Source organism: Geomonas limicola (genome assembly GCF_014193675.1).
GTDB lineage: Bacteria > Desulfobacterota > Desulfuromonadia > Geobacterales > Geobacteraceae > Geomonas > Geomonas limicola.
Genome location: NZ_BLXZ01000006.1, coordinates 343,087 through 363,124, shown reverse-complemented (window position 1 = coordinate 363,124; position 20,038 = coordinate 343,087). Strand labels below are relative to the sequence as shown.

Below are 20,038 nucleotides of genomic sequence, written 5' to 3'. Positions count from 1 at the left end.
TTTCATACCGCCTTAGGTGATGTAGAGGCCGAAGAAGACGACGTCAGCAGGTTGAAATAAACGTCCTCCAGCTTCGTCGCTTGTAACGCCCATGAATAGCGATTGCAGGCAAGTTCCCGTGCTCTGCGCCCCATACTGTGGGCCAGCGCTCCGTCTTGTAATAGCTTTACGACAGTCTCGGCAAAACTCTCGATATCGTTGCCGGCGACCAGACCGATTTCATGGTTTCTGACAACCTTGGCGGTGTCACCGACATCGCTGACGACGACCGGTCTACCACATGCCATGTACTCACCGATCCTGTTCGGCCAGCGAGTGCGGCTGGCAAGGTTTTCTTTGAGGGGTAGGGTAAGCACATCCACGCACGCCAGAAAGTGAGGCAGCATCTCGTCGGAACACCGTCCCGCTTGGATGAAGCTCGAGACAATTCCGGCATCATCCACGGCAGATTTGATCCAAGCCGAGGGTTTGCCGATGACAAGCAGCAAAGCGTCGGGAACATCGCGTTTGATCCTTACGAAACTCTTGATCACGATGTCCAAATCGCCCTGGAATGTCCCCAGGAATCCAACGATGCGGCTCTCCAGGGGAAGGCCCAGCCGCCTCCTTGCGTCTTCCTTCGGGATGGGCCGGATCGCCTCAACATCCGCCCCCCCCTCAACGACGAATATGTTGTCTTTGGGAACCCCATTCCGCATGGCAAACTCCGCCAACCCTTCCGAGATTACCGTTACCGCGTCCACCCTTTGACGCAGGTCAAATTCTAAGTAGCGTGAGAATTTCCTGAAGGGAAAACCAATAATCCGATAGATGGCATCAAGCCGAAAACGGTAGGCGTATCTAAGCCCCCCTTCGTAATTGAAGATGTCACACCAGTCGGAGACGAACTTTAGGTTTAAATTGCTTTTGAAAATGAGCCAAGGGAGGAAGACGTTGAGTGAATGGTCGAACAACTGAACTATGTCGTAGCAACCATTCCTCATTTCCCGAAATCGCAAAAGAATATCGAGAATTCCCATTCCTGGATCCAGAAAAAGCCGACGGGTGAAATGACCTAACCCGTGGTGCATGAAGTTTGGAGTTTCTATTACCCTCACTCCCTCCTTGACATAAGACACCTTGCCAAATATTTGGTCCTGCGACACCACCATCAGGGTAAGATCGTGCCCTAGGTTCGCCAACTGTTTTGAGAGATTGAAGGCCCGCACGTAAGTGGCGGACTCTTTCATATCGGACAGCAGGAAGAGAATTCGCAAGGGCATCATCGAGGACCCCTCAGTACGAAAGTATTGATCTAAACACCGTATATAGCAGGACAAGGCGCTCTTTAAGTTCAGCACGACGCTTTGCTATGAAGCAGCTAGACAATACCAAAACAATTCCTTTTATGCTGCACGCTGCACCAACCAAACTCCTGAAAAACAGGCCAGCCCAAACCCCACGGTTCTTGTCGATTAACCGGCAACGGCTCTTCCACATTTGGCCATACATCTTGTGGCCCCCTTTTTTGGTGCTCTGGTTAAGCAAATGGACTACACTCACCTCAGCCACGTAGTAAAGCTTCCAACCAGCCTTTCTGATCCGTATTGACCAATCAAGATCCTCACAGTAAACAAAGAATCTGGGATCCTGCATTCCAACTGCGCCGAGAACTTCGCGCCGCAATAGAAAGCACGTCCCCCAGTGTATGCACGGTACTTCACAACTGTCCTCGCAGTTGTCCCAACCGGAAAAGATCTTCTGATTGCTCCAGTGGGCAAACTTGCTGTGAAATAGGCAAAGTGCGAATAATGTATCGGTTTTGAAGGTAGGAAGATTGCCAACAAAGGGAGGATGCTTTCCCTGCGACTGCAGAACCAGGCGAGGGGTTGCACCTCCCGCGTCAGGATGGTGTTCCATGAATTTCACTAAATCGACAAATGCCCCTGGCGGTGCTAGTACATCGCTATTCATGCTGACGAGGTAAGCCCCCCTACTGCGACGAATTCCGAGATTGGTGGCAGCAGCCACTCCAAGGTTAGAGGTATTTTGTATCAGTTTGAACAACGGGAATTCACTGCTGACCATCGTGCCGCTTCCATCACTTGAGTCGTTATCAACAACAATGACTTCCCAATCAAGACCGGCAGCGGCGTCAGACAAGCAGGTAAGGCACCTGCGCGTAATATCAACGGTGTTGTAACTCACAATGACTATAGAAAGGTCAGGGACTTTAGCTGGCATCTCAAACCTCGTCCATTAAGGTGACATGTGCTGTCTCTTTTACTTCTGGAAATGATAACGAAGCCTCACACCAGCAGCAAGAACAAGAGCGGGTGATAACCGAGCAAAGAAAGCACAAACCAAATACGTTCACATCTCGGTCAAACATAAGAAGCTTCATAATTTGGCAGGCCACCCAGAGAGGGTAAAGAATATCAGATCACAAACAGTGGTTCTGTCTTCAAGGGAGCATATTTCGTAGTGCTCGGCTAACCGCCGACTTCCTCAGACAAATGTCGGCTGTATTCGTTGTGATGAAGCATCGGAGAAGATAACAAGGAAAGCCTTATAACAATCGCCATTACTAGTGCCATCATGCACGTCTCCCTGTAGTACCACCAAGAGGGAGCAACATTCAACGTCACCAACCAGTAAGCAAATGTCGAAAAGAGTCCCAGCCTCAACCACTCCAAATTCTGGTCGAGAGAGACCGTCCTGCACCGCACACAGAAACGGAAGTATCGGAACATGCACCAAAGAAACAACAGTAACGTGAAGACGCCCATTTTCATGTACAACATCAGTAACGCATTGTGAACGGTGTGACGATTGATGGTATCATCACCAGGTACGGGGGCATGTTCCGATCCGAACCCCAACCCGAGAACCGGATGACCTTTAAGTGCTTCAACGGTGACTATCCACTCGTTTACGTGCGCCTCATTGGATTTGTCACCTTTATCCGAGATAGAAGCGAATCGACTTTTCAAATCTTCTCCGGTTGGGACGCCTCGTAGTGCCATGGCAGATGCGATCATGCCCCCCCCAGCGAGTGCGGCAGTCGCTACGATCACAACCATACGAGCCTTAAGGTTCCTTGGTGTCATCAGAAACAGGAGACCAAACGCCATCAAAATCCCGAGCCAGGCGTTCCTTCGATTCGAATATACTAAGGAGAAAAGCAAAGGGGCACCTACCAAAGAAACAACAAAGAATACCTTCCAGGTTATCTTGCGGTAGATCAATCTGGAGGCAATCGCCACCAAAATGGTTACAACCAAGATCAGATCTGAGGTTTCAATAAAGATTACTCTTGAATCACCATAATCGAATCCTACACCTTTTAGGTAGCTCATAATGCCAATTATAGTTTTTACAAAAGAAATACCAACTACAAAACTAGCAAATGCTGTAATCCTTTCGATAGAGTTTAAAATATTTATACTAGATAAAAAAAATACTACTGGAATAAAAAATTTCTTCGAGTCTTCTTTTAGGAGAATAACATTATTACCAGATTCAGCTCCGACATAGTAGGAGATACCATAAAAAACCACAAACATAAAAACAGGCCAAGTAAACACTGGAAACTTAGCTAAATCTTTTTGCAACGCATATCCCAACAGGAAACAAATCGCTAACAGGAACACTGAAATCTCAAGCACTGATGGAATCCCTGGAGCTTTCACATTTTCAAAAATCCCCAGAAGTGATCCCGGAGTAATTTCTACTTCTTGCAATCCAAGAATGCAGAGGCTCGCGAAATAAAAAGGGAAAAGAAGGTTTTTTACCATAAGACCGATCAACAATGTCCCGACCGCGGCGGCAATGGCAGCCGTAGGCGAAAGGCCAACGATTACTGTGCCGATGCCTCCCCCAACACATGCAAGGCAGAGATAGCATAGTAGTCCACCTAGACACTCACCATTCTTTAGTCTGCCAATCACACCTCTCAGTTGCGCATTACTGGACAAGGACTTGTTCATAATTTAGACCTTCACTCTTTAAAGCTTGTCATTGCCAACGGTTTTGTCTGATCCTATGCCTAGCTCTGGCAACTTCCAACGGTAGACGGACTAGGTATTCCAACTTGCTCGACATGATGTGCCTTTCGTGAACAAGCTTCACGCATTGGATAGGATCCCTGACGAAGGCTTGGCTCAGCCTGAACAACCACTGCAGGCCAAGTTTTTGAATACTTTCTGGAGGCGTCACGATCTCTCCAATAAAAAATCTGAAGGCTGCGCCGACACCAATCATTATCCCGCTATCCAGAGAAGCAAAATGCTTTTTCATCCAACGTTCCTGTTTTACTCCTCCAAAGCAGACCCAGATAATGTCGGGTTTAGCTGCCTTTACTTTCTCAATCATGCACCGATTGTCTTGATCATCAAACTCTTTGAATGGTGGGCTATGTCCTGTCATAAGGATATTTGGACTAAGCTTATTAGCCTCAGCAATAACTTTTTGAATTGTTTCTTCGGTATCACCTAGAAGGAAATGTTTGTAGTCATGCATGTCAAGGATCAGACGTTTCATCAACGCAGCTCCAGATATTCTCTCAATTTCCTTACACCCAGCCATCCAAGCGTACCACACTAGTGGCATCCCATCGGCTAAGGAGAGTAAGGACTCGTTGATCGCTGTTCGCAGATCGGAATTTTTTGTAGCAACTATCAAATTTGAAACATCAGTAAGGCAGATATAGCTTTTCTCTTTCCTTTTAATCATTTCAGAAACAGTATTGAGGACACTTCGGTATGAAACGTTACTAACCTTTACGCCCCGGTATTTAATATAAGGAATTTCTGTAAATCTCATTGATCACCTCATGGCACTTAAAGCAGATTCAACTGAAAGTCAAAAAAAAGGAGTTCCGCATCAGTCGTGGTTTTCACCTCGTTCACGGATTCCCCTTTTCTTCTGCCTCACCTCAATATGTAAACAAATAATTAAAAAAACTTCCGGTAAATAAATTCTGGTATATAGTACCTTCTTTTGTTAAGTATTGCTCCTACAATAGTTCCACCATTTGATACTATAAGTTTTTTTAGCTTTGCTGCAGTTGTTTTTTTTGTCACACCAGCCTCTATAACCATGATTACGCCATCAGCATTTCTTGCTATACCTATGCTTTCAAACGAATTTAAATTGGATGAGGTGTCAATAAGTATGAGATCAAACCGTTCTTTGAGTTTTTCCCAAAGATTAACTTCTAGAGGTAAGTCATTTTGTAGTGGCATCAGTGACTCCTGAACTGAAATTGGCGCAAAGTATAGATTTGAATCTCCAACCCTAAAAAATGCCTTATCAATTAACTTCCCTTCTTCGATAAAATCAAGCCAGCCATAGTCACGAGCCCCATTGATGCATACCCTACCGGCGTGATCTTTGTACGTTGAATCAAGTATCAGGACAGATTTGCCATGACGTTCAACAGCATTTTTAGCAAATTCACGAACGATCGTTGACACGCCCTCCCCTCGCCGGGAACCAACAAATTGAATGATCTTACTCGCCGTATTGCTCAGACATGTTTCAACTTGGTGGTGTAACCACACCATCTCTTTCCGGAGGGAAACCCCGCGAATCACTTCAGTCTGCAGGGATAGTTCAGGTGTGACTTCTGAGTTATTTTTCTTTCCAGATGCTTGTTCAAGTGCCTCATAAATGTTACTCATGGCTTCACCTATAAGTCAGAAGGGAGGGAATTTTACTTTCAGTTTTCCTTTTTAGCGGGAAAAACAATGCGGCGTCCCTCGATAATCAGATTCTCGTTATTTATGCTGGGGTTTGCCTTTTTAACCAATCTAATGAGCTTCGAGTCCACACGACCATATACTTCATGCACTAACCGGGCGAGGGTGTCTCCACGTGCCACGGTCCTACTTGCCACCAGCTCATCACCTGCTGCAGATTCTACTACCGTTGTCACCGAAGGGATCACCTTCCGCTCGACTAGAGCAGAATCTTGAATTTTCCTCTCAATGAGATTCGGACGCTTGGTCTCCGTAAACTTTTCGCGATATACCATTCCTGCGATGACCGTGGTTAAAAGCACGCCCGTAACATAAATGCGCCACTGAAGGTATAAAGGCAGGCGAATCCCGAAATCACGCAGGATTTCCCTAACCACCCCAAGTCCAACCTTCTTCTTTCCATATCCAAACGCCGATATTAGACAGTTGTCACAAAGAATGTTAATTACACGGGGAATGCCTTTTGAGCACCTAACAATCTCGCGCAGAGCTCTTCCTGTGAAGATTATTGTTTCCTTATCGGACGCTTTTTTCAAACGGTGCCCTATGTATGACAATCCCTCTTCTTTGTTGAGTGGGGAGATTATAGCTTTTACAGCAATTCGTTGTTTAAGTTGCTTCAATTCTTCAAGATTGAGAGTTTTTTCGAATTCGGGTTGAGCACTGAAAATGATCTGAATCAGCTTTTCTGTCGCGGTTTCAAGATTTGACAACATCCTCAGATTTTCAAGGGTATCGGCTGGCATGTTCTGAGCTTCATCTATCAAAAGAATTATATTCTTACCCTCCCTGTATTCATCAATTAGAAACCTGTGTAGCTGATTAACCATATGGCAAGATTCATCTGAATCGCGAACCAGCCCCAATTCCAGGAAAATATGCCTAAGAAGATTATGGTAGGAGATATTTGAGTCAAAAATGTAAATTACTTTGATTTTGGACTTGTCTGTATTCTCTAGGTATGCTCTTAATATTGTTGTCTTACCAACTCCGACCGCTCCTACTATAAGAATAAACCCTTTCTTCTTTTCTACTCCATATATTATTGAAGCAAGAGCTTCTCTATGTCCGTGGCTCAAGTACAGAAATGAAGGATCTGGCGTTATTTGAAATGGCTCTTTTTTAAAATCAAAGAAATTAAGATACATGTTCAAGCCTCTTTATATGGAACAGTCAAAACCACTGGAATATCTAGATACATTTCTACACTTTCGGGATCGGAAAAAGTCTGCCCTAACATTTCCGCAAGGTATCCGCATGCCATACCCGAAAATAGACCCATAATCGCACCAACCACTATTTTCATCATGCGGTTCGAACTTTCGGGTTTTGCCGGCACCTCTGCGTTTTGAATGATGCTGATGTTTGAGAGTTTCAACCTATTCATAGCTTCAGACATGCGGGCTTCCTCCTGCTTGTCCGCATAAGTCTTGTAATTTTTCTCGTTAATTGCGACTTGGCGCTTCAGGTTTTGTAATTTAGTTTCATTTGAATCAAGATCTGCGATATCATTGTCGAGTTGCTTAACCTGACGCTTGAGAGCCTCTGCTCTGGCAAGTTGTGAATTCAACTCTCCCTCAGACTTGAATAGATCTATTTCAACGTTCTGGTATACAGGATTCCCAGTTTTAACCTTCCCACTAATTCCCTCTTCCTGATCAAGGAGGAATTGGTTAACAAGGTCGACCTCTCTTTTCGCTTCAACCACTAGTGGATTTTTCTCATTATACTTTCTCTTCAACTCCTGTTCTTTCAGTCTAAGCTCTAATAACTTTGTTTTAGCCTCGATGACAATTTTGTCTCTTTCGGTAGGAGTATAACGGCTATTACTTTTAGATAAAGCAGTGAGCTGGGACTTAGTTGCAACAATTCTATTTCGAAGTTCACTTATACTGTTTAGTGAAAACTTTAGTGCCGTGTCCAAATCAGATCTTTGCTTAAGCAATAGACTCCGTTGTTCCTCAAGCGAAAAAACCCCCGTTGTTTGCTGAAATGTTTGTAGATTTCTCTCGGAGTCCTTTAATTTGTTCTCGAATGATGTCATCTGGGTTGCTATGAAATAAGATTGCGGGTCACTATGGAGAGCTAGATGTTTTTCTTTGAATGTATCAATCAGAAGGTTGAGCGCTTTTGCTGCAATTTTTGGATCATTATGCTGGAAAGACACTTCTACAACATTAGATTTCCGTACACCCGTCACTTTAAGATGCTTCCCGAACTGCTCTACGGCGGCATCTACTGAATTTTGATTTTTCTTTTTTGACCTTACAAGGTTCGGGTAAATCGCATTGACCTTAAGGACCCGCACGACTTTTTCTGCTAACTCTCTACCGGTCAATACCTGTATTTCTGTGTTTACCAATTCATCCTGGCTTAGCATTACGTTCATGGTGTTATTGCTTGTATCCATTCCAGGACGTGGTGCATCCTCTCTCCATGGCTTTACTAAAAAAGAGGATTTTGCCAAATATACTGGTTTTGAAATCATTGCACCATATACGCTCACAGCTGTAACTGATAACACAACAGTGAGTATCTTTGTCCAATGTTTAAAAATTATGTTTAAAAAATCGCGCATTTTCATGGCATGCTCACTTTAGGTTGGGTATCTTAAAGAGTGCCAATACTCAGCCCCAATGGAATCGGAATATTTTTTCGGATATACAGGTCAACCCAGGTGTTTATGTTTGAAATTGTTGACTTAGGTACATATATTATATCATTTGGCTTGAGGTAGATATCTTTGGCGCCGCCTCCTCCGTCGAGTGCGTCCTCCAAGTTGATCTTGTAGGCTGCCACTTTGTTGTCTTCGGTTTTCCGCAATAAAATAACTTCGCCACTCTTTGCGGTTTCTTTTACCCCACCAGCCTGCGAAATTGATTGTAGCACTGTCGTTGGCCCCACCAGAGGTATCAGCCCTGCGCGGTTTACTTCGCCATCGACATAAACCCTGTCGGCTACAGAGGTGCGAAGGATCACTGCCACTTTTGGGTTACGTAACTCACTCGAATACGCCTTGGTTAAGACGTTGGTCAGTTCTGCTGGCGTCAATCCGGCCGCAACAACATCATTGACCAACTGCAGTGTAATTCTCCCATCTGGCCGTACGGTCAATTGTTCATTAAGTTCCGGGTTGTAGAACAACTTGATGTCAAGTTGATCCCCTGGCTGAATTCTATACTCCTTTGCTGGTACATCAGAATTTTGTGGAAGGCCTATTTTACCGATAGACTGATGTGAGCAACCAACCATAAGTGAAAAAAAGATTAACCACCAGAATTTAGCCCACGTCATGGCATCCTCCATCACAACAGTAGCGGCTGATACAGCTTTTGATAACGCAGGAATATACACTTATCCAATGTGCTTATAAGCAAATTCACCTATCACCCTAAGCACGTCAACTGGTAAGTATCGTAAAATTTTCTGGTATTGAATCTTCCTACTATTTTTACTCCTGCTGACAAAGCCGTTGCTCTCGAAGTCATATCTATAATAACCAACCGAGGTTTTAGTAGCCCCCCAGCCATTTTTAAAAGAGATTAGTCCATCATTGTCGAGATCAGTGCGCCCCATGCTCAAACTTCGAAACCCACGTGCGGCACACGCTTTGATTGTTTCCCAAAGAACTAAATTGTTCGCACTAAGATGCTTGTAGGTGTCATCTGAAGCTCCATATTTCCATACGGCCTGATCTGCAAAATTTAGACATATGAGCCCGGCTACTGTTTTTTGCTTGTAGCGCGCCAGAACCGTGAACCCGAGATTTTCGTTAATTACATGCGTGTGCAATTTTTCAAAAAATGATGATGGCTGCGGTGGCAATCCGAGACGTCGCCGAGTGAGACAATGTAACCGATAAAAACCTAAAATGTCGTCCAATGATTGAGAAATAGTGATCGTCACCCCCTCCCGCTCTGCTTTGCGGATACTGCTGGAGGTTCCTTTTCTCAAACGTGAGTGCATCTTAGCTTCATCTGAAAGAAGCTCCAGTTCATGGTAAGCATATGCCTCGTCACACGCTTGGTCAGCAAGGTATTGCTCCCCGCGAAACTGGATGTAGCGCCAACCACTCATTCCCCCAAGTGCCAGGACACTTTCCAGCAGCATACGAAATTCTTCCTTGTTTTTTGCGACCGCTCCGCAACAGTCTGAGAAACTGAGGCAAACACCACGTTTACCAGTGAAAATACTGTCCACCTCCATAATTGGCAGACAGCCGCAGAAGGTCTCTTGTTCTGTCAGCATGAGGTACACAGGGTGGTAATGATAGGTTTCCACCAACACCCTTGCCCAGTTCGCAGTATGGAAGACAGTTCCATGTCCCGAGGCATGCAACAATTTGTTCCATTGGGGGTAACTTAGTGGATTAACTATAGTGACTGTTTTATTCGTAGCTGACATTGAGCACCTTATAAGTACTACCCAGAATCGCACAAGGCTCCCAATTCTACAAAAAAGCCGGCCTTAGAAACTAAGGCTTAACCTATTTGATATATCACCCTATGATTTGAATCATGTTGCGCTTTGCGGCTGAGAATGCTGCTCTTCGTCGATTTTATGGGCTATGCTACGTAAGAAACGTGCAGGATTTCCAGCCACAATGCAGTATGGTGGAACATCTCTGGTCACAACACTTCCGGCCCCTACAATGGCGTGTTCTCCGACCGTTATTCCACATAATAGCGTTGTGCTAGACCCGATTGAGGCACCTTTTTTCACAACAGTACTTCCAGCAGACCAGTCCGACTCGCTTTGCAATTGGCCAGATGCTGTAGTTGCCCTAGGATATAGGTCGTTTATAAAGGTTACGTTATGTCCGATAAATACGTTATCTTCCACGACGACCCCCTCACAAATGAATGTGTGGCTTGAGATTTTGCAATTGTTCCCGATATATGCATTTTTCTGAACTTCAACAAAGGCGCCAATTTTCGTATTATCGCCAATTGTGCAGCCGTAAAGATTGATGAATTTGGCAAGTGTGACATTTTGACCAAGCTTTACGTCATCGGCGACAGCTAAATATGCTTCCATGATCACCCCCGTTATAGCTTCATGTCGTCTAAAGGTGCACCAACTTCCCACCTGCCTTAAGCGAATTTATAATGGCTTCAAGCATACGTACTACTCGTAGACCCGCCTTACCGTCATTTTGTGGGATGCGATTGTTATTAATACAGTCTATGAAATAGGCAGCCTCACCTTTAAGAGCCTCAACTTGATTTACTCGCGGAGCCCACATATCTCCACTGCGATAACTCACTCTTAGGCCATAAGACTGTTCCTTGGTCCCCTCCATCCCTTCTACCCCTTTGTCATAAACCCTTATCTTTTCATCACTGACCAAATCGTTCCAAACCAGCATTTTCTTCTGCCCACCAATCAGTGTCGTCCTTATCTTGACTGGAGAGAGCCAGTTCACATTCAGGTGCGCAATTACATTATTTGGAAAATAAATTGTTATGTAAGCTACGTCTTCTAAACCGTGGTTGAAATGTGCGACTCCAGTTGCCATCACAGCTAATGGTTCTTTATCTATTAAGTAATCCATTATTGATAGGTCGTGAGGAGCCAAATCCCATACCACATTTACATCCTTTTGGAAAAGACCCAGGTTGACCCTAATTGAATCAAAATAGTAAAGATCTCCTAGTACCCCTCCATCTATCAGCTCTTTAATTTTTTTAACGGCGCCTGTGAATAGGAATGTATGATCTACCATAATTTTTAATTTTTTTTGTTCCGCAAGCTCAATCAATTCTTCAGCTTGAGAGACCGATGCTGTGAACGGCTTCTCAATGAAGATGTGTTTTCCATTGAGCAGAGCTGTCTTAGCTATTTCGAAGTGAGAGGAAACTGGGGTCACAATAGCTATAACATCCAGATTCTTGGCAGTAAGGAGTCCCTCGCAGTTCCGCTCCAGCCGAATGCCTGGATAAATTTGCCCCGCTCTTGCGAGAGATCCAGCATCAGGATCGCTAATCGCCGTAACCTTTGCGCCCGGAGTTTCATTGAAGTTTCTTGCCACATTTGGGCCCCAGTAACCGTACCCAATTATGCCAACGTTAATCATGGCCTTGCCCCTTTCTCTCCGACTAGTACGCTCCCTTAGCTTTAAAGACCGCCCTGGGAGTCCGCAGCAGGATCTGGATATCTAAGATTATGGACCATCCAGAAAGATATCTGAGGTCCAGTCGCACCATGTCGTCAAAGCTGGTACTGCTTCTACCAGTTACCTGCCACAATCCGGTAATGCCGGGCCGCTTGCCCATCAGCCGGCCTCTTTGCCAGCCGAGGTAGTTTTCCACCTCGTAAGAGATTGGCGGCCGTGGTCCCACCAAGGACATGTCCCCTTTCAAGACATTGATGAACTGAGGAAGCTCATCTAGGCTGTACTTGCGGAGGTACCTGCCGATTGGTGTCACTCTCGGATCACCCTGAATCTTAAATACCCCCTGCTGAGGGGTTACCTGCCCTTTTATTAACTTTGTAACGTACTCCCGATGAATGATGTCGTCGTTGTCCAAGTACATAGAGCGGAACTTGAGTAGTTTAAATTGTTTGCCATTACGACCAACCCGGTCTTGCATGAAGAGCACAGGACCTTTCGAAGAGAGCTTGATTAAAATTGGTAACACCACGAATAATGGTGAAAACACGACTAAGCCGAATAGACCGCCGATGACATCCAAAGCCCTTTTCGCGATTTCTCCCCCCTTAGTCCGGATGTCCCGAACAAGGAACTCGGGGTAGAATGTCATATCAAAGACACTCGCACTCCCAACCACCGGGAAGAAACGGAATGTGATCGCGACCTGACACATCAACTCTTCGTTTAAGGTATTGGCTAGGCTCTCGAAAACCTTCTTGGCTACAACCATTTGTGCAAGTTCCACTTTGTCCTGTTCAACCTCTGTCAGAATTACCCCAATGAGGGATCCTTCTTTTAGTAACCCACAGATATCTGTTTTCCTGACGCACCGTTTCAGTCCCTCACCGAGTGAACCGTCTTCCCCCATATTCGCCAACCCAGTTGCGGTACCATCTACTACCATCACCAGCAGCGGCTTATTGGATCGTTCTGCTCTCTTTCTCTCCTGAATCAATTTCTCGTGAAATTTTTTTTCTGGATAGAGCCCGTAGGCCAAGACGGGATCTTCATTTAGTGCACGGCTTTTGGTGGCTCTCTTGTATCCCTTATTCCTGGTCATTGGTTTCTTCACCCCTAAGCGAGTACGCGAACTGCCAGGCCATCCTTTGCTACCCGCCCAACTCATTGCGGGAAACGGCACCGCGAATTCCATGAGCATCACCTATGAAAAATTAGCAATCTTTAATATTTTTAGTATAACTTTAGATATCGCCCTGTCAACTGAACTGAATAGAGGCATTTTGAGACTTCACAAAAAAAAGCGATCTCCGGTATTTGAGGAGAAGGGGGCCGTCCCAACTTCAACGTCCCTTTGGTGGCTACATGCTGGCCTGAAACAGAGTAGCGGCCTAGACCCCGTTATATGAGCCGGGATTAATTACTTGAACAATTGGGACACGCAAGTGTGAACGAGAGGTATTAACAGTCGTAGTAGACTAAAAGGTACTAGTATTGCTGTTTTTCCCAAAAGCTACCTTTAAGCAAAATTGTTCTATTTTCCAGAGTTTCAAGATCGCCTTCTACCATTAAACGGTGAAGAATCCGTGTAACCGTCTCTCTGGAAACAGAAGTATACCCTGCCAATTCTTTATGAGTCAGACGAAGGGCGATGACCACCCCTCGGTCATCTCTTACCCCATGCAGCCTACTTAAATGATTGAGTATGGATCTCAACCTCATTTCAGCATCAGGCAATGCTATTGCTTTCATAACTAGCTGAGCTTCTCTTAGTCTCTTACAAAGCACAGATACTATCTGCAATAGGACCTTCTCGTCTTTAAGAAAGATCCTGTCAAATGTTTGTTTTGACAACAGTCCAATCTCCGAGTCTTCCATCGCAATAACTGTCGCGGGTGCTGTTTTAGCGTCAAGCATCGCCATCTCGCCAAAAATGTCACCACGTTTATGGACAGCTAGGATCCTTTCGCTGCCATCGCTACCGAGATGAACCACACGAACTTTGCCACTGTAAACCACATATAAGTACTTAGTAGTTTCCTCCTCAAGTAGAACCACTTGGTTTTTGTGAAACCTTTTTTCCATAATTTTTGTTTGGACTTCAGAGAAGTCATCTACTTCCAATGATGCAAACAATGGAATAGCTCGCAAAACCCTGATGTGAGGAGACTCATTTTGAACTTGTGTCTTGAGCATTTGTCCCTTCCCTCACCACACTTTTGAAATCTCTATTCGAGAGAGTCTTTTTCAACGAGAAGCACTATTTTGCCGACTCCACCGAGACAGGGCAGTATTTCCAGGCAGCAACTGATATACTATTCGCAGGACATTGATCGCAGCAGTTACAAGGGATACAACTATGACAAACTCATACCGACCAACGCTACTCCCAGGAGTGGATGAGGAAACAGCGCCACGGATGTCAATGTTGCAAGAGGCGCTGAGGAACCACGGGTTACCACACGTCCCGCGCTTCGTGAACCGTCTTATCCTGGAGACGAGTCCTTATCTTCTTCAACATGCAGGAAACCCCGTCAACTGGTTTCCCTGGGGTAAGGAGGCACTAAAGCTAGCCACAAACTTATCCCGACCGTTGTTTGTGAGCATTGGTTACGCTACTTGCCACTGGTGCCATGTTATGGAGGTTGAGTCCTTTGAAGACGAAGTAATTGCACGTTTTTTAAATGAGCATTTCATATCGATAAAGGTAGACCGAGAAGAAAGGCCTGACCTTGATTCGCTTTACATGAACGCACTACACGCGATGGGAAATCAGGGGGGATGGCCACTTAACATTTTTCTTACTCCAAAGCGGGAACCTTTCTATGGTGGTACCTACTTTCCGCCCTCGGATGATTCACGAGGTTTTGGGTTCCTGACGCTGTTGCAACGGATCACGGAAACGTACAACAGCCAACCCCATCGAGTTCATAGCGCGGGACATCAAGTGACCGACGCGGTGAGACAGATGTTGGCTCTAGACAAAGCACATATCTCACCAGAGTCATCAGCCCTTGACCGAGCGATTGAGCGTTACCGTCAGCTCTTCGACAATGAAAACGGTGGCATTCTAGGGGCCCCTAAATTCCCAAGTTCCTTACCTATCAGGCTTCTTTTGCGCCAGCACCACGCAACAAACCAACCAGACCTCCGTAAAATGGCTGAAGTCACTTTGGAAAGAATGGCTTCAGGTGGGATATACGACCAAATTGGTGGAGGCTTCCATCGCTATGCTACCGACGACCACTGGTCGATCCCCCATTTTGAAAAGATGCTCTACGATAATGCCCTACTTGCCTCGACCTATCTCGAGGGCTTTTGGGCAACGGGTAACTGCGAGTTTTCAACTACAGCAAAGGAAATACTTGACTACCTTGTTCGCGATATGAAGTCTCCTTGCAAAGGATTTTTCTCCGCGACAGATGCAGACAGCCTAGGAGCACAAGGGAAAAAGGAAGAAGGATATTTTTTTACCTGGGCTCCCGAAGAAGTTGTCCAGATTCTCGGTCCAGAGAAGGCTCCCTCGCTGGAAACATACTTCGGAATCACAGCAACTGGTAACTTTCACGGGCGCAGCGTCCCGCATCGGAACATCTCCCTTCATGGTGCAGCGGTTCAATTTCAAATTTCACCAAAAGAGCTGGAAACAATCATTCAGCTGGGTCGAAGCGAACTCCTCGTTGCCAGGTCGAAACGACCGCTCCCTTTTTGCGATGAGAAAATGCTAGCATCATGGAACGGCCTTGCCATTTCCGCCTTCGCCAAGGGAGGATTCTTTCTCTGCAATCGGAACCTTCTCAAAGTTGCGCAAGAAGTTGCACATTTCATTTCTGAAGAGATGACTCACAACAATATCTTGTCGCACAGCTTTCAGAGAGGTTCGGCCAAAGGCCTCGGATACCTCGACGATTATTCATTTGTCATAGCTGGTTTCCTGGACCTCTTTGAGACAACTGGAGACGTTAAGTATCTCTTAAGGGCGCAGGAATTAACTGACGTTGTGCAGCGCGAATTTCTTGATACTGAATCAGGTGGATATTTCCTAACGAGTATTCAACACGAAGTGTTACTTGCCAGGGAAAAGCCCGCGTATGATGGTGCTGTCCCTTCCGGCAACTCGATCATGATTCAAAACCTTTTGAGGTTGTACGCGATTGTGGAGCAGCGGCACTATCGGGAAGCTGCCGAAGGGGCGTTATCCGCATTCGGAGCACGCATCAATGAAACACCAACTGCCCTACCCGAGATGTTAATCGCCCTCCAGTCGCATCTCAGAGAGACACTACAAGTTGTTATTGTCATACCACCGGAGAACCCGGAATCAGTCGAGCCCCTGCTCAACGTCTATAAAGAAACATATTTGCCGAACAGTGTACTGATACAGGCCATCGACGGAGCACAACACAAGGAGGCACTGCAAATTATCCCGGCCCTAAAAGGGAGACATGCTGACGGTAGTAATTCAGTGGCGTATGTCTGCCAAGGGAGAACTTGTCAACGGCCTACCTCCGACCCTGGAGAGCTAAGCCATCTTTTGAGACGGATTTAACCGCAGCGCAAATGATCTCAGCGCGAACTCAGCGCTCATTTCCCTTTGACGTCCACCGGCCAAAAGATTAGCAAGATCTAACTTTCAACCGTTGGAGTATAGTAGCCATCGTTCGGTTGTCAACAAACCCCTTGGAAATGACCTCCGCGGCCTTCACCAGGAGCATGGAAGACTCCGACAGCGAAATAAAGATAGCGGCTTATTCTGGAGAGAGTTCAAACCATAAAGCGGTCCCCACGAGGGCCACCCGGGCCCCGAAGTTGTGCCCCCCTCCCCGCGACGACAGGTCGGCAAACGACCTACCTACCCCCGCCCCTCAGTGTCTAAAATTCCAATGAAGACATCACGTTTACCCTATTGCAGGCAGCTTTTTACCGCTTACTTCCCGCGCCACTTGCTCCAGAAGCCAGCGAAGTATCGCATAATTTTCATGTGAGGGTTTATCTTACATTTTAATTCGCCGCGCGCACATTTCATTAAAGCTCAACGCACGGCGCGCCGAAGAGTGGCACCACTAGCGAAAACGGCCTGCGGCAACGGCGTCGAGTGTGCCCTGGTTCCGGCAGGCCTTCCCACCCGCCGACCGTGTGTTTTCGCAGCCCGCAACGAGGAGAAGCTATGCAGCAGACAACCAGTACTCCAGGCAAGGTGGTCCTCACCGGGGCCTGGACCATGGACCAGGCGGTCGAAGGGCTCAGTTTTCTGGCTCTGGCCCTGCAGGACCAGCTGGAGGCCACGCCTCCGCCAACCAGCACCGAGGTGGACCTCAGCCAGGTACGTGAACTCGACGCCTGCGGTTGCCAGCTTCTGGCGGTATTCCTGGAAAACCTCAAAGGGAACGGAATCCTCCCCGTGCCGCACGGCCTTGCGCCGGCCCTCTTCGACACCACTCGCCTCTTGGGTTTCGCCGGCCTGCTCGGCGCCCAGGACGGCCCAAAGGAAACCTGATGAGCAACGGCAAACCGGGATCTGATATCGACATCAAACGGTTCAACCAGGTCTTCTTCGAGGAGTGCGCCGAGCATCTCGTCGAGATGGAACGGATCCTCATCTCGCTGTCGGACCGCGAGCCGGACCAGGAGCAGATGAACGCCATCTTCCGCGCGGCGCACTCCATCAAGGGGGGGGCCGGGATCTTCGGGTTCGACGACATGACGGTCGTGACCCATGTCATGGAATCGCTGCTGGACCGGCTGCGCAAACACGAGATCGGCTTCACCGCCTCCATGGTCGACGTCCTTTTGGAGGCCGGCGACGTCATCGCTATGCAGCTTGCCGGGCATCGTGAGGGGAGCGTGGTGCGCCAGGAGGCCATCGACGCGGTACGCGACAAGCTCCAGCGCCTGGTCGACAACGGCCCCGCCGCCCCGCCCGTCGCCGTGGTCGAGCCGCCCGACTCGAGCCCCTGTTCCGGCGCACTCATCCGCAGCCTGGGCGACGACACTGCAACGCACCGTTTCGAACTCAGCTTCACGCCGGACGACAACATCTTCCGCAGGGGGATCAGGGTCGAAAGCATCATTGCCGAGCTGAGCGAACTGGCCCAGCCCGGCGGCTTTGCCAGCCGAGCCGAGCTGGTCGAGGTGCCGACCCTCGCCGAGTTCGACCCCGAGAACTGCCTCACCCGCTGGCACTTCACCCTTACCACACCGGCCAGCGCCGACCAGGTCATGGAAGTCTTCATGTTCGTGGCCGACGAAGAGCAGTTGAACCTGCGCGAACTTCCCAGCGAAAGGCTTCCTGCCGCGGCACCGGCAAACTTGCCCGGCGCCACGGCTGCAGCTGAGCCCAGTACGGCGCCCGGCGCCGCTCCCCCCGTTCCGGAGCCCCGCCTCGAGGGACGACGCGCCTACGACCGCGACGAAACGAGCCCCGGCGCCTTCGGCAGACGCCAGGGTGAGGCGGAGAGCTCTATCCGGGTCAACGTCACCAAGGTAGACCAGCTGATCAACCAGGTGGGCGAACTCCTGATCACCCAGGCGATGCTGGCCCAGGTGGCGAGCGAACTCGACCCGGTGCGCTACGAGACCCTGCACAAGGGGCTCCTGCAGTTGGCGCGCAACAGCCGCGACCTGCAGGGAAGCGTCATGTCGATCAGGCTCGTGCCGATCAGCATCGTCTTCAGCCGTTTTCCCCGCATGGTGCGCGAACTGGCGGGACGGCTGGGCAAGTCGGTGGAGCTCAAGACGGTGGGCGAGACCACCGAACTCGACAAGGGACTCATCGAGAAGGTCGCCGATCCCCTCTCGCACCTGGTGCGCAACGCCCTGGACCATGGCCTGGAAACCTCCGAGGTGCGGCTGGCAAACGGCAAGGAGCCGACCGGCACCATCCAGTTGAAGGCCTCGCAGGTCGCCGGCCGCATCGTCATCGAGGTCTCAGACGACGGCGCCGGGTTGAACCGCGACAAGATCCTCGCCAAGGCAAGCGAGGCGGGGATCCCCTGCTCGGAGAGCATGAGCGACGAGGAGGTCTGGCAGCTCATCTTTGCCGCCGGGTTCTCTACCGCCGACCAGGTCACCGACCTCTCCGGGCGCGGTGTCGGGATGGACGTGGTGCTGAAGAACGTGCAGGCAATGGGGGGACGGGTGCAGATCGCCTCGCAAGCCGGCAAAGGGGCCTGCGTCACCATCAGCCTGCCGCTCACCCTGGCGATTTTGAACGGACTGTCGGTTGCCGTGGGTGCCGAGAAGTTCATCATTCCGTTAAGCGCCATCATCGAGTCGCTGCAGCCCAAGCCCGACCAGCTGAAGAGCGTGAACGGCAAGCAGGTGGTGGCGGTGCGCGGCGAGTACCTCCCGATCCTCAGGCTGCACGAGCTCTTCAACATCGAGACCGAGGTGACCGACCCGCGCCAGGGAATCCTGGTTCTCGTCGACCTGGGGGGGGAGAAGACCGCCCTGCTGGTGGACGCGCTCCTGGACGAGCAGCAGGTGGTGGTGAAAAGCATCGAGACCAACTATCGCCGCGTGGCGGGGAGTGCCGGCGCCACCATCCTGGGTGACGGCCGGGTGGCCCTCATCCTCGACGTCGCGGAACTCTTCGAAATGGCAAAAAAGGCACAGCCCGAACCGGGCCCGGCCAAGGAGGCGGCATGACCATGCAGGGAGCACTGAAAAGCAGCGAACAACACCGGACCCGTGGGGCCGAGTTCCTCACCTTCACCCTCGCCGAGGAGACCTACGGGATCGACATCCTCAGGGTGCAGGAAATAAGGGGCTACGACGCCGTCACCCGGATCGCCAACACCCCGGACTTCATCAAGGGGGTGGTCAACCTGCGCGGGGTGATCGTCCCCATCGTCGACCTGCGCCTGAAGTTCAAGGTGGGACAGGCGACCTACCACGAGTTCACCGTGGTGATCATCATCAACGTGGCCGACAAGGTGGTGGGGATGGTGGTGGACGGGGTCTCGGACGTGGTGGCGCTCTCCGAGGAACAGATCAAGCCGGCGCCCGAATTCGGCAGCGCCCTGGACACCCGCTACCTGACCGGCCTGGGGACCGTCAACGACGACATGCTCATCCTGATCGACATCGAGAAGCTCATTGCCAGCGACGAAATGCAGCTCATGGACCGGATTGCCGAGGCATAAGGACCTTCACATAGAAAACTCTCATTCAAGGCGGAAACGAC

17 protein-coding genes are annotated in these 20,038 nt (G+C 48.7%); 4 read left to right on the top strand and 13 right to left on the bottom strand.

Annotated elements, in window-relative coordinates; translation table 11 throughout:
* Window positions 1–2: 2 nt before the first annotated feature.
* The 13 genes from H7688_RS16220 to H7688_RS16160 all read right to left on the bottom strand — a co-directional run bounded on the left by H7688_RS16220 (window position 3) and on the right by H7688_RS16160 (window position 14,049).
* Window positions 3–1,265, bottom strand: a complete 1,263-nt coding sequence (locus tag H7688_RS16220; RefSeq protein ID WP_183362229.1) for a glycosyltransferase family 4 protein — start codon at window positions 1,263–1,265, stop codon at window positions 3–5.
* Between the two features lie 10 nt (window positions 1,266–1,275).
* The gene (locus H7688_RS16215; RefSeq protein WP_183362228.1) at window positions 1,276–2,223 is read right to left on the bottom strand and encodes a glycosyltransferase family 2 protein; all 948 of its coding nucleotides are present in this window, start codon (window positions 2,221–2,223) and stop codon (window positions 1,276–1,278) included.
* Between the two features lie 248 nt (window positions 2,224–2,471).
* Window positions 2,472–3,968, bottom strand: coding sequence for an O-antigen ligase family protein (locus H7688_RS16210; protein ID WP_183362227.1), 1,497 nt, complete (start codon window positions 3,966–3,968; stop codon window positions 2,472–2,474).
* Window positions 3,969–3,996: 28 nt separating this feature from the next.
* Window positions 3,997–4,803, bottom strand: a complete 807-nt coding sequence (locus tag H7688_RS16205) for a WecB/TagA/CpsF family glycosyltransferase (protein ID WP_183362226.1) — start codon at window positions 4,801–4,803, stop codon at window positions 3,997–3,999.
* A gap of 131 nt (window positions 4,804–4,934) precedes the next feature.
* Window positions 4,935–5,663 carry a P-loop NTPase family protein gene (locus H7688_RS16200; protein ID WP_183362225.1) on the bottom strand — a complete coding sequence of 243 codons (729 nt, stop codon included), beginning with the start codon at window positions 5,661–5,663 and terminating at the stop codon, window positions 4,935–4,937.
* Between the two features lie 38 nt (window positions 5,664–5,701).
* Window positions 5,702–6,889, bottom strand: coding sequence for an AAA family ATPase (locus H7688_RS16195; RefSeq protein ID WP_183362224.1), 1,188 nt, complete (start codon window positions 6,887–6,889; stop codon window positions 5,702–5,704).
* 2 nt (window positions 6,890–6,891) lie between these two features.
* Window positions 6,892–8,325, bottom strand: coding sequence for a GumC family protein (locus tag H7688_RS16190; RefSeq protein WP_183362223.1), 1,434 nt, complete (start codon window positions 8,323–8,325; stop codon window positions 6,892–6,894).
* 26 nt (window positions 8,326–8,351) lie between these two features.
* Complete coding sequence (locus H7688_RS16185) at window positions 8,352–9,035, bottom strand: polysaccharide biosynthesis/export family protein (RefSeq protein WP_183362222.1); 684 nt, start codon at window positions 9,033–9,035, stop codon at window positions 8,352–8,354.
* Window positions 9,036–9,095: 60 nt separating this feature from the next.
* Window positions 9,096–10,022 carry a GNAT family N-acetyltransferase gene (locus H7688_RS16180; protein ID WP_183362221.1) on the bottom strand — a complete coding sequence of 309 codons (927 nt, stop codon included), beginning with the start codon at window positions 10,020–10,022 and terminating at the stop codon, window positions 9,096–9,098.
* A 234-nt stretch (window positions 10,023–10,256) separates the two neighbouring features.
* The gene (locus H7688_RS16175; RefSeq protein WP_183362220.1) at window positions 10,257–10,778 is read right to left on the bottom strand and encodes an acyltransferase; all 522 of its coding nucleotides are present in this window, start codon (window positions 10,776–10,778) and stop codon (window positions 10,257–10,259) included.
* Between the two features lie 28 nt (window positions 10,779–10,806).
* Window positions 10,807–11,817 carry a Gfo/Idh/MocA family protein gene (locus tag H7688_RS16170; RefSeq protein ID WP_183362219.1) on the bottom strand — a complete coding sequence of 337 codons (1,011 nt, stop codon included), beginning with the start codon at window positions 11,815–11,817 and terminating at the stop codon, window positions 10,807–10,809.
* Between the two features lie 22 nt (window positions 11,818–11,839).
* Window positions 11,840–12,955, bottom strand: a complete 1,116-nt coding sequence (locus H7688_RS16165; RefSeq protein ID WP_183362218.1) for a sugar transferase — start codon at window positions 12,953–12,955, stop codon at window positions 11,840–11,842.
* Window positions 12,956–13,341: 386 nt separating this feature from the next.
* Window positions 13,342–14,049 (bottom strand): Crp/Fnr family transcriptional regulator, encoded by a 708-nt coding sequence (locus tag H7688_RS16160; protein WP_183362217.1) that lies wholly within the window; start codon window positions 14,047–14,049, stop codon window positions 13,342–13,344.
* Window positions 14,050–14,329: 280 nt separating this feature from the next.
* Between H7688_RS16160 and H7688_RS16155 the strand changes: the two genes are divergently transcribed.
* The 4 genes from H7688_RS16155 (at window position 14,330) to H7688_RS16140 (ending at window position 19,997) form a co-directional block, all read left to right on the top strand.
* Entirely contained in the window at window positions 14,330–16,402 is a 2,073-nt protein-coding gene (locus H7688_RS16155) for a thioredoxin domain-containing protein (protein ID WP_246329837.1), read from the top strand.
* Window positions 16,403–17,020: 618 nt separating this feature from the next.
* Complete coding sequence (locus H7688_RS16150) at window positions 17,021–17,350, top strand: STAS domain-containing protein (RefSeq protein WP_183362215.1); 330 nt, start codon at window positions 17,021–17,023, stop codon at window positions 17,348–17,350.
* A complete protein-coding gene (locus tag H7688_RS16145; RefSeq protein ID WP_183362214.1) occupies window positions 17,350–19,500 on the top strand; it encodes a chemotaxis protein CheW in 2,151 nt (716 codons plus the stop codon). The genes H7688_RS16150 and H7688_RS16145 overlap by 1 nt, the downstream gene beginning before the upstream one ends.
* Window positions 19,497–19,997: a chemotaxis protein CheW gene (locus H7688_RS16140; RefSeq protein WP_246329836.1), complete on the top strand. Its 501-nt coding sequence runs from the start codon at window positions 19,497–19,499 to the stop codon at window positions 19,995–19,997. The genes H7688_RS16145 and H7688_RS16140 overlap by 4 nt, the downstream gene beginning before the upstream one ends.
* The last annotated feature ends 41 nt before the right edge of the window (window positions 19,998–20,038 follow it).

What these genes read in the sequence shown, in the direction of transcription:
- H7688_RS16220 (WP_183362229.1), bottom strand. Translation starts at nt 1,265, where the DNA reads ATGATGCCCTTGCGAATTCTCTTCCTGCTGTCCGATATGAAAGAGTCC.
- H7688_RS16215 (WP_183362228.1), bottom strand. Translation starts at nt 2,223, where the DNA reads ATGCCAGCTAAAGTCCCTGACCTTTCTATAGTCATTGTGAGTTACAAC.
- H7688_RS16210 (WP_183362227.1), bottom strand. Translation starts at nt 3,968, where the DNA reads ATGAACAAGTCCTTGTCCAGTAATGCGCAACTGAGAGGTGTGATTGGC.
- H7688_RS16205 (WP_183362226.1), bottom strand. Translation starts at nt 4,803, where the DNA reads ATGAGATTTACAGAAATTCCTTATATTAAATACCGGGGCGTAAAGGTT.
- H7688_RS16200 (WP_183362225.1), bottom strand. Translation starts at nt 5,663, where the DNA reads ATGAGTAACATTTATGAGGCACTTGAACAAGCATCTGGAAAGAAAAAT.
- H7688_RS16195 (WP_183362224.1), bottom strand. Translation starts at nt 6,889, where the DNA reads ATGTATCTTAATTTCTTTGATTTTAAAAAAGAGCCATTTCAAATAACG.
- H7688_RS16190 (WP_183362223.1), bottom strand. Translation starts at nt 8,325, where the DNA reads ATGAAAATGCGCGATTTTTTAAACATAATTTTTAAACATTGGACAAAG.
- H7688_RS16185 (WP_183362222.1), bottom strand. Translation starts at nt 9,035, where the DNA reads ATGACGTGGGCTAAATTCTGGTGGTTAATCTTTTTTTCACTTATGGTT.
- H7688_RS16175 (WP_183362220.1), bottom strand. Translation starts at nt 10,778, where the DNA reads ATGGAAGCATATTTAGCTGTCGCCGATGACGTAAAGCTTGGTCAAAAT.
- H7688_RS16170 (WP_183362219.1), bottom strand. Translation starts at nt 11,817, where the DNA reads ATGATTAACGTTGGCATAATTGGGTACGGTTACTGGGGCCCAAATGTG.
- H7688_RS16165 (WP_183362218.1), bottom strand. Translation starts at nt 12,955, where the DNA reads ATGACCAGGAATAAGGGATACAAGAGAGCCACCAAAAGCCGTGCACTA.
- H7688_RS16160 (WP_183362217.1), bottom strand. Translation starts at nt 14,049, where the DNA reads ATGCTCAAGACACAAGTTCAAAATGAGTCTCCTCACATCAGGGTTTTG.
- H7688_RS16150 (WP_183362215.1), top strand. Translation starts at nt 17,021, where the DNA reads ATGCAGCAGACAACCAGTACTCCAGGCAAGGTGGTCCTCACCGGGGCC.
- H7688_RS16145 (WP_183362214.1), top strand. Translation starts at nt 17,350, where the DNA reads ATGAGCAACGGCAAACCGGGATCTGATATCGACATCAAACGGTTCAAC.
- H7688_RS16140 (WP_246329836.1), top strand. Translation starts at nt 19,497, where the DNA reads ATGACCATGCAGGGAGCACTGAAAAGCAGCGAACAACACCGGACCCGT.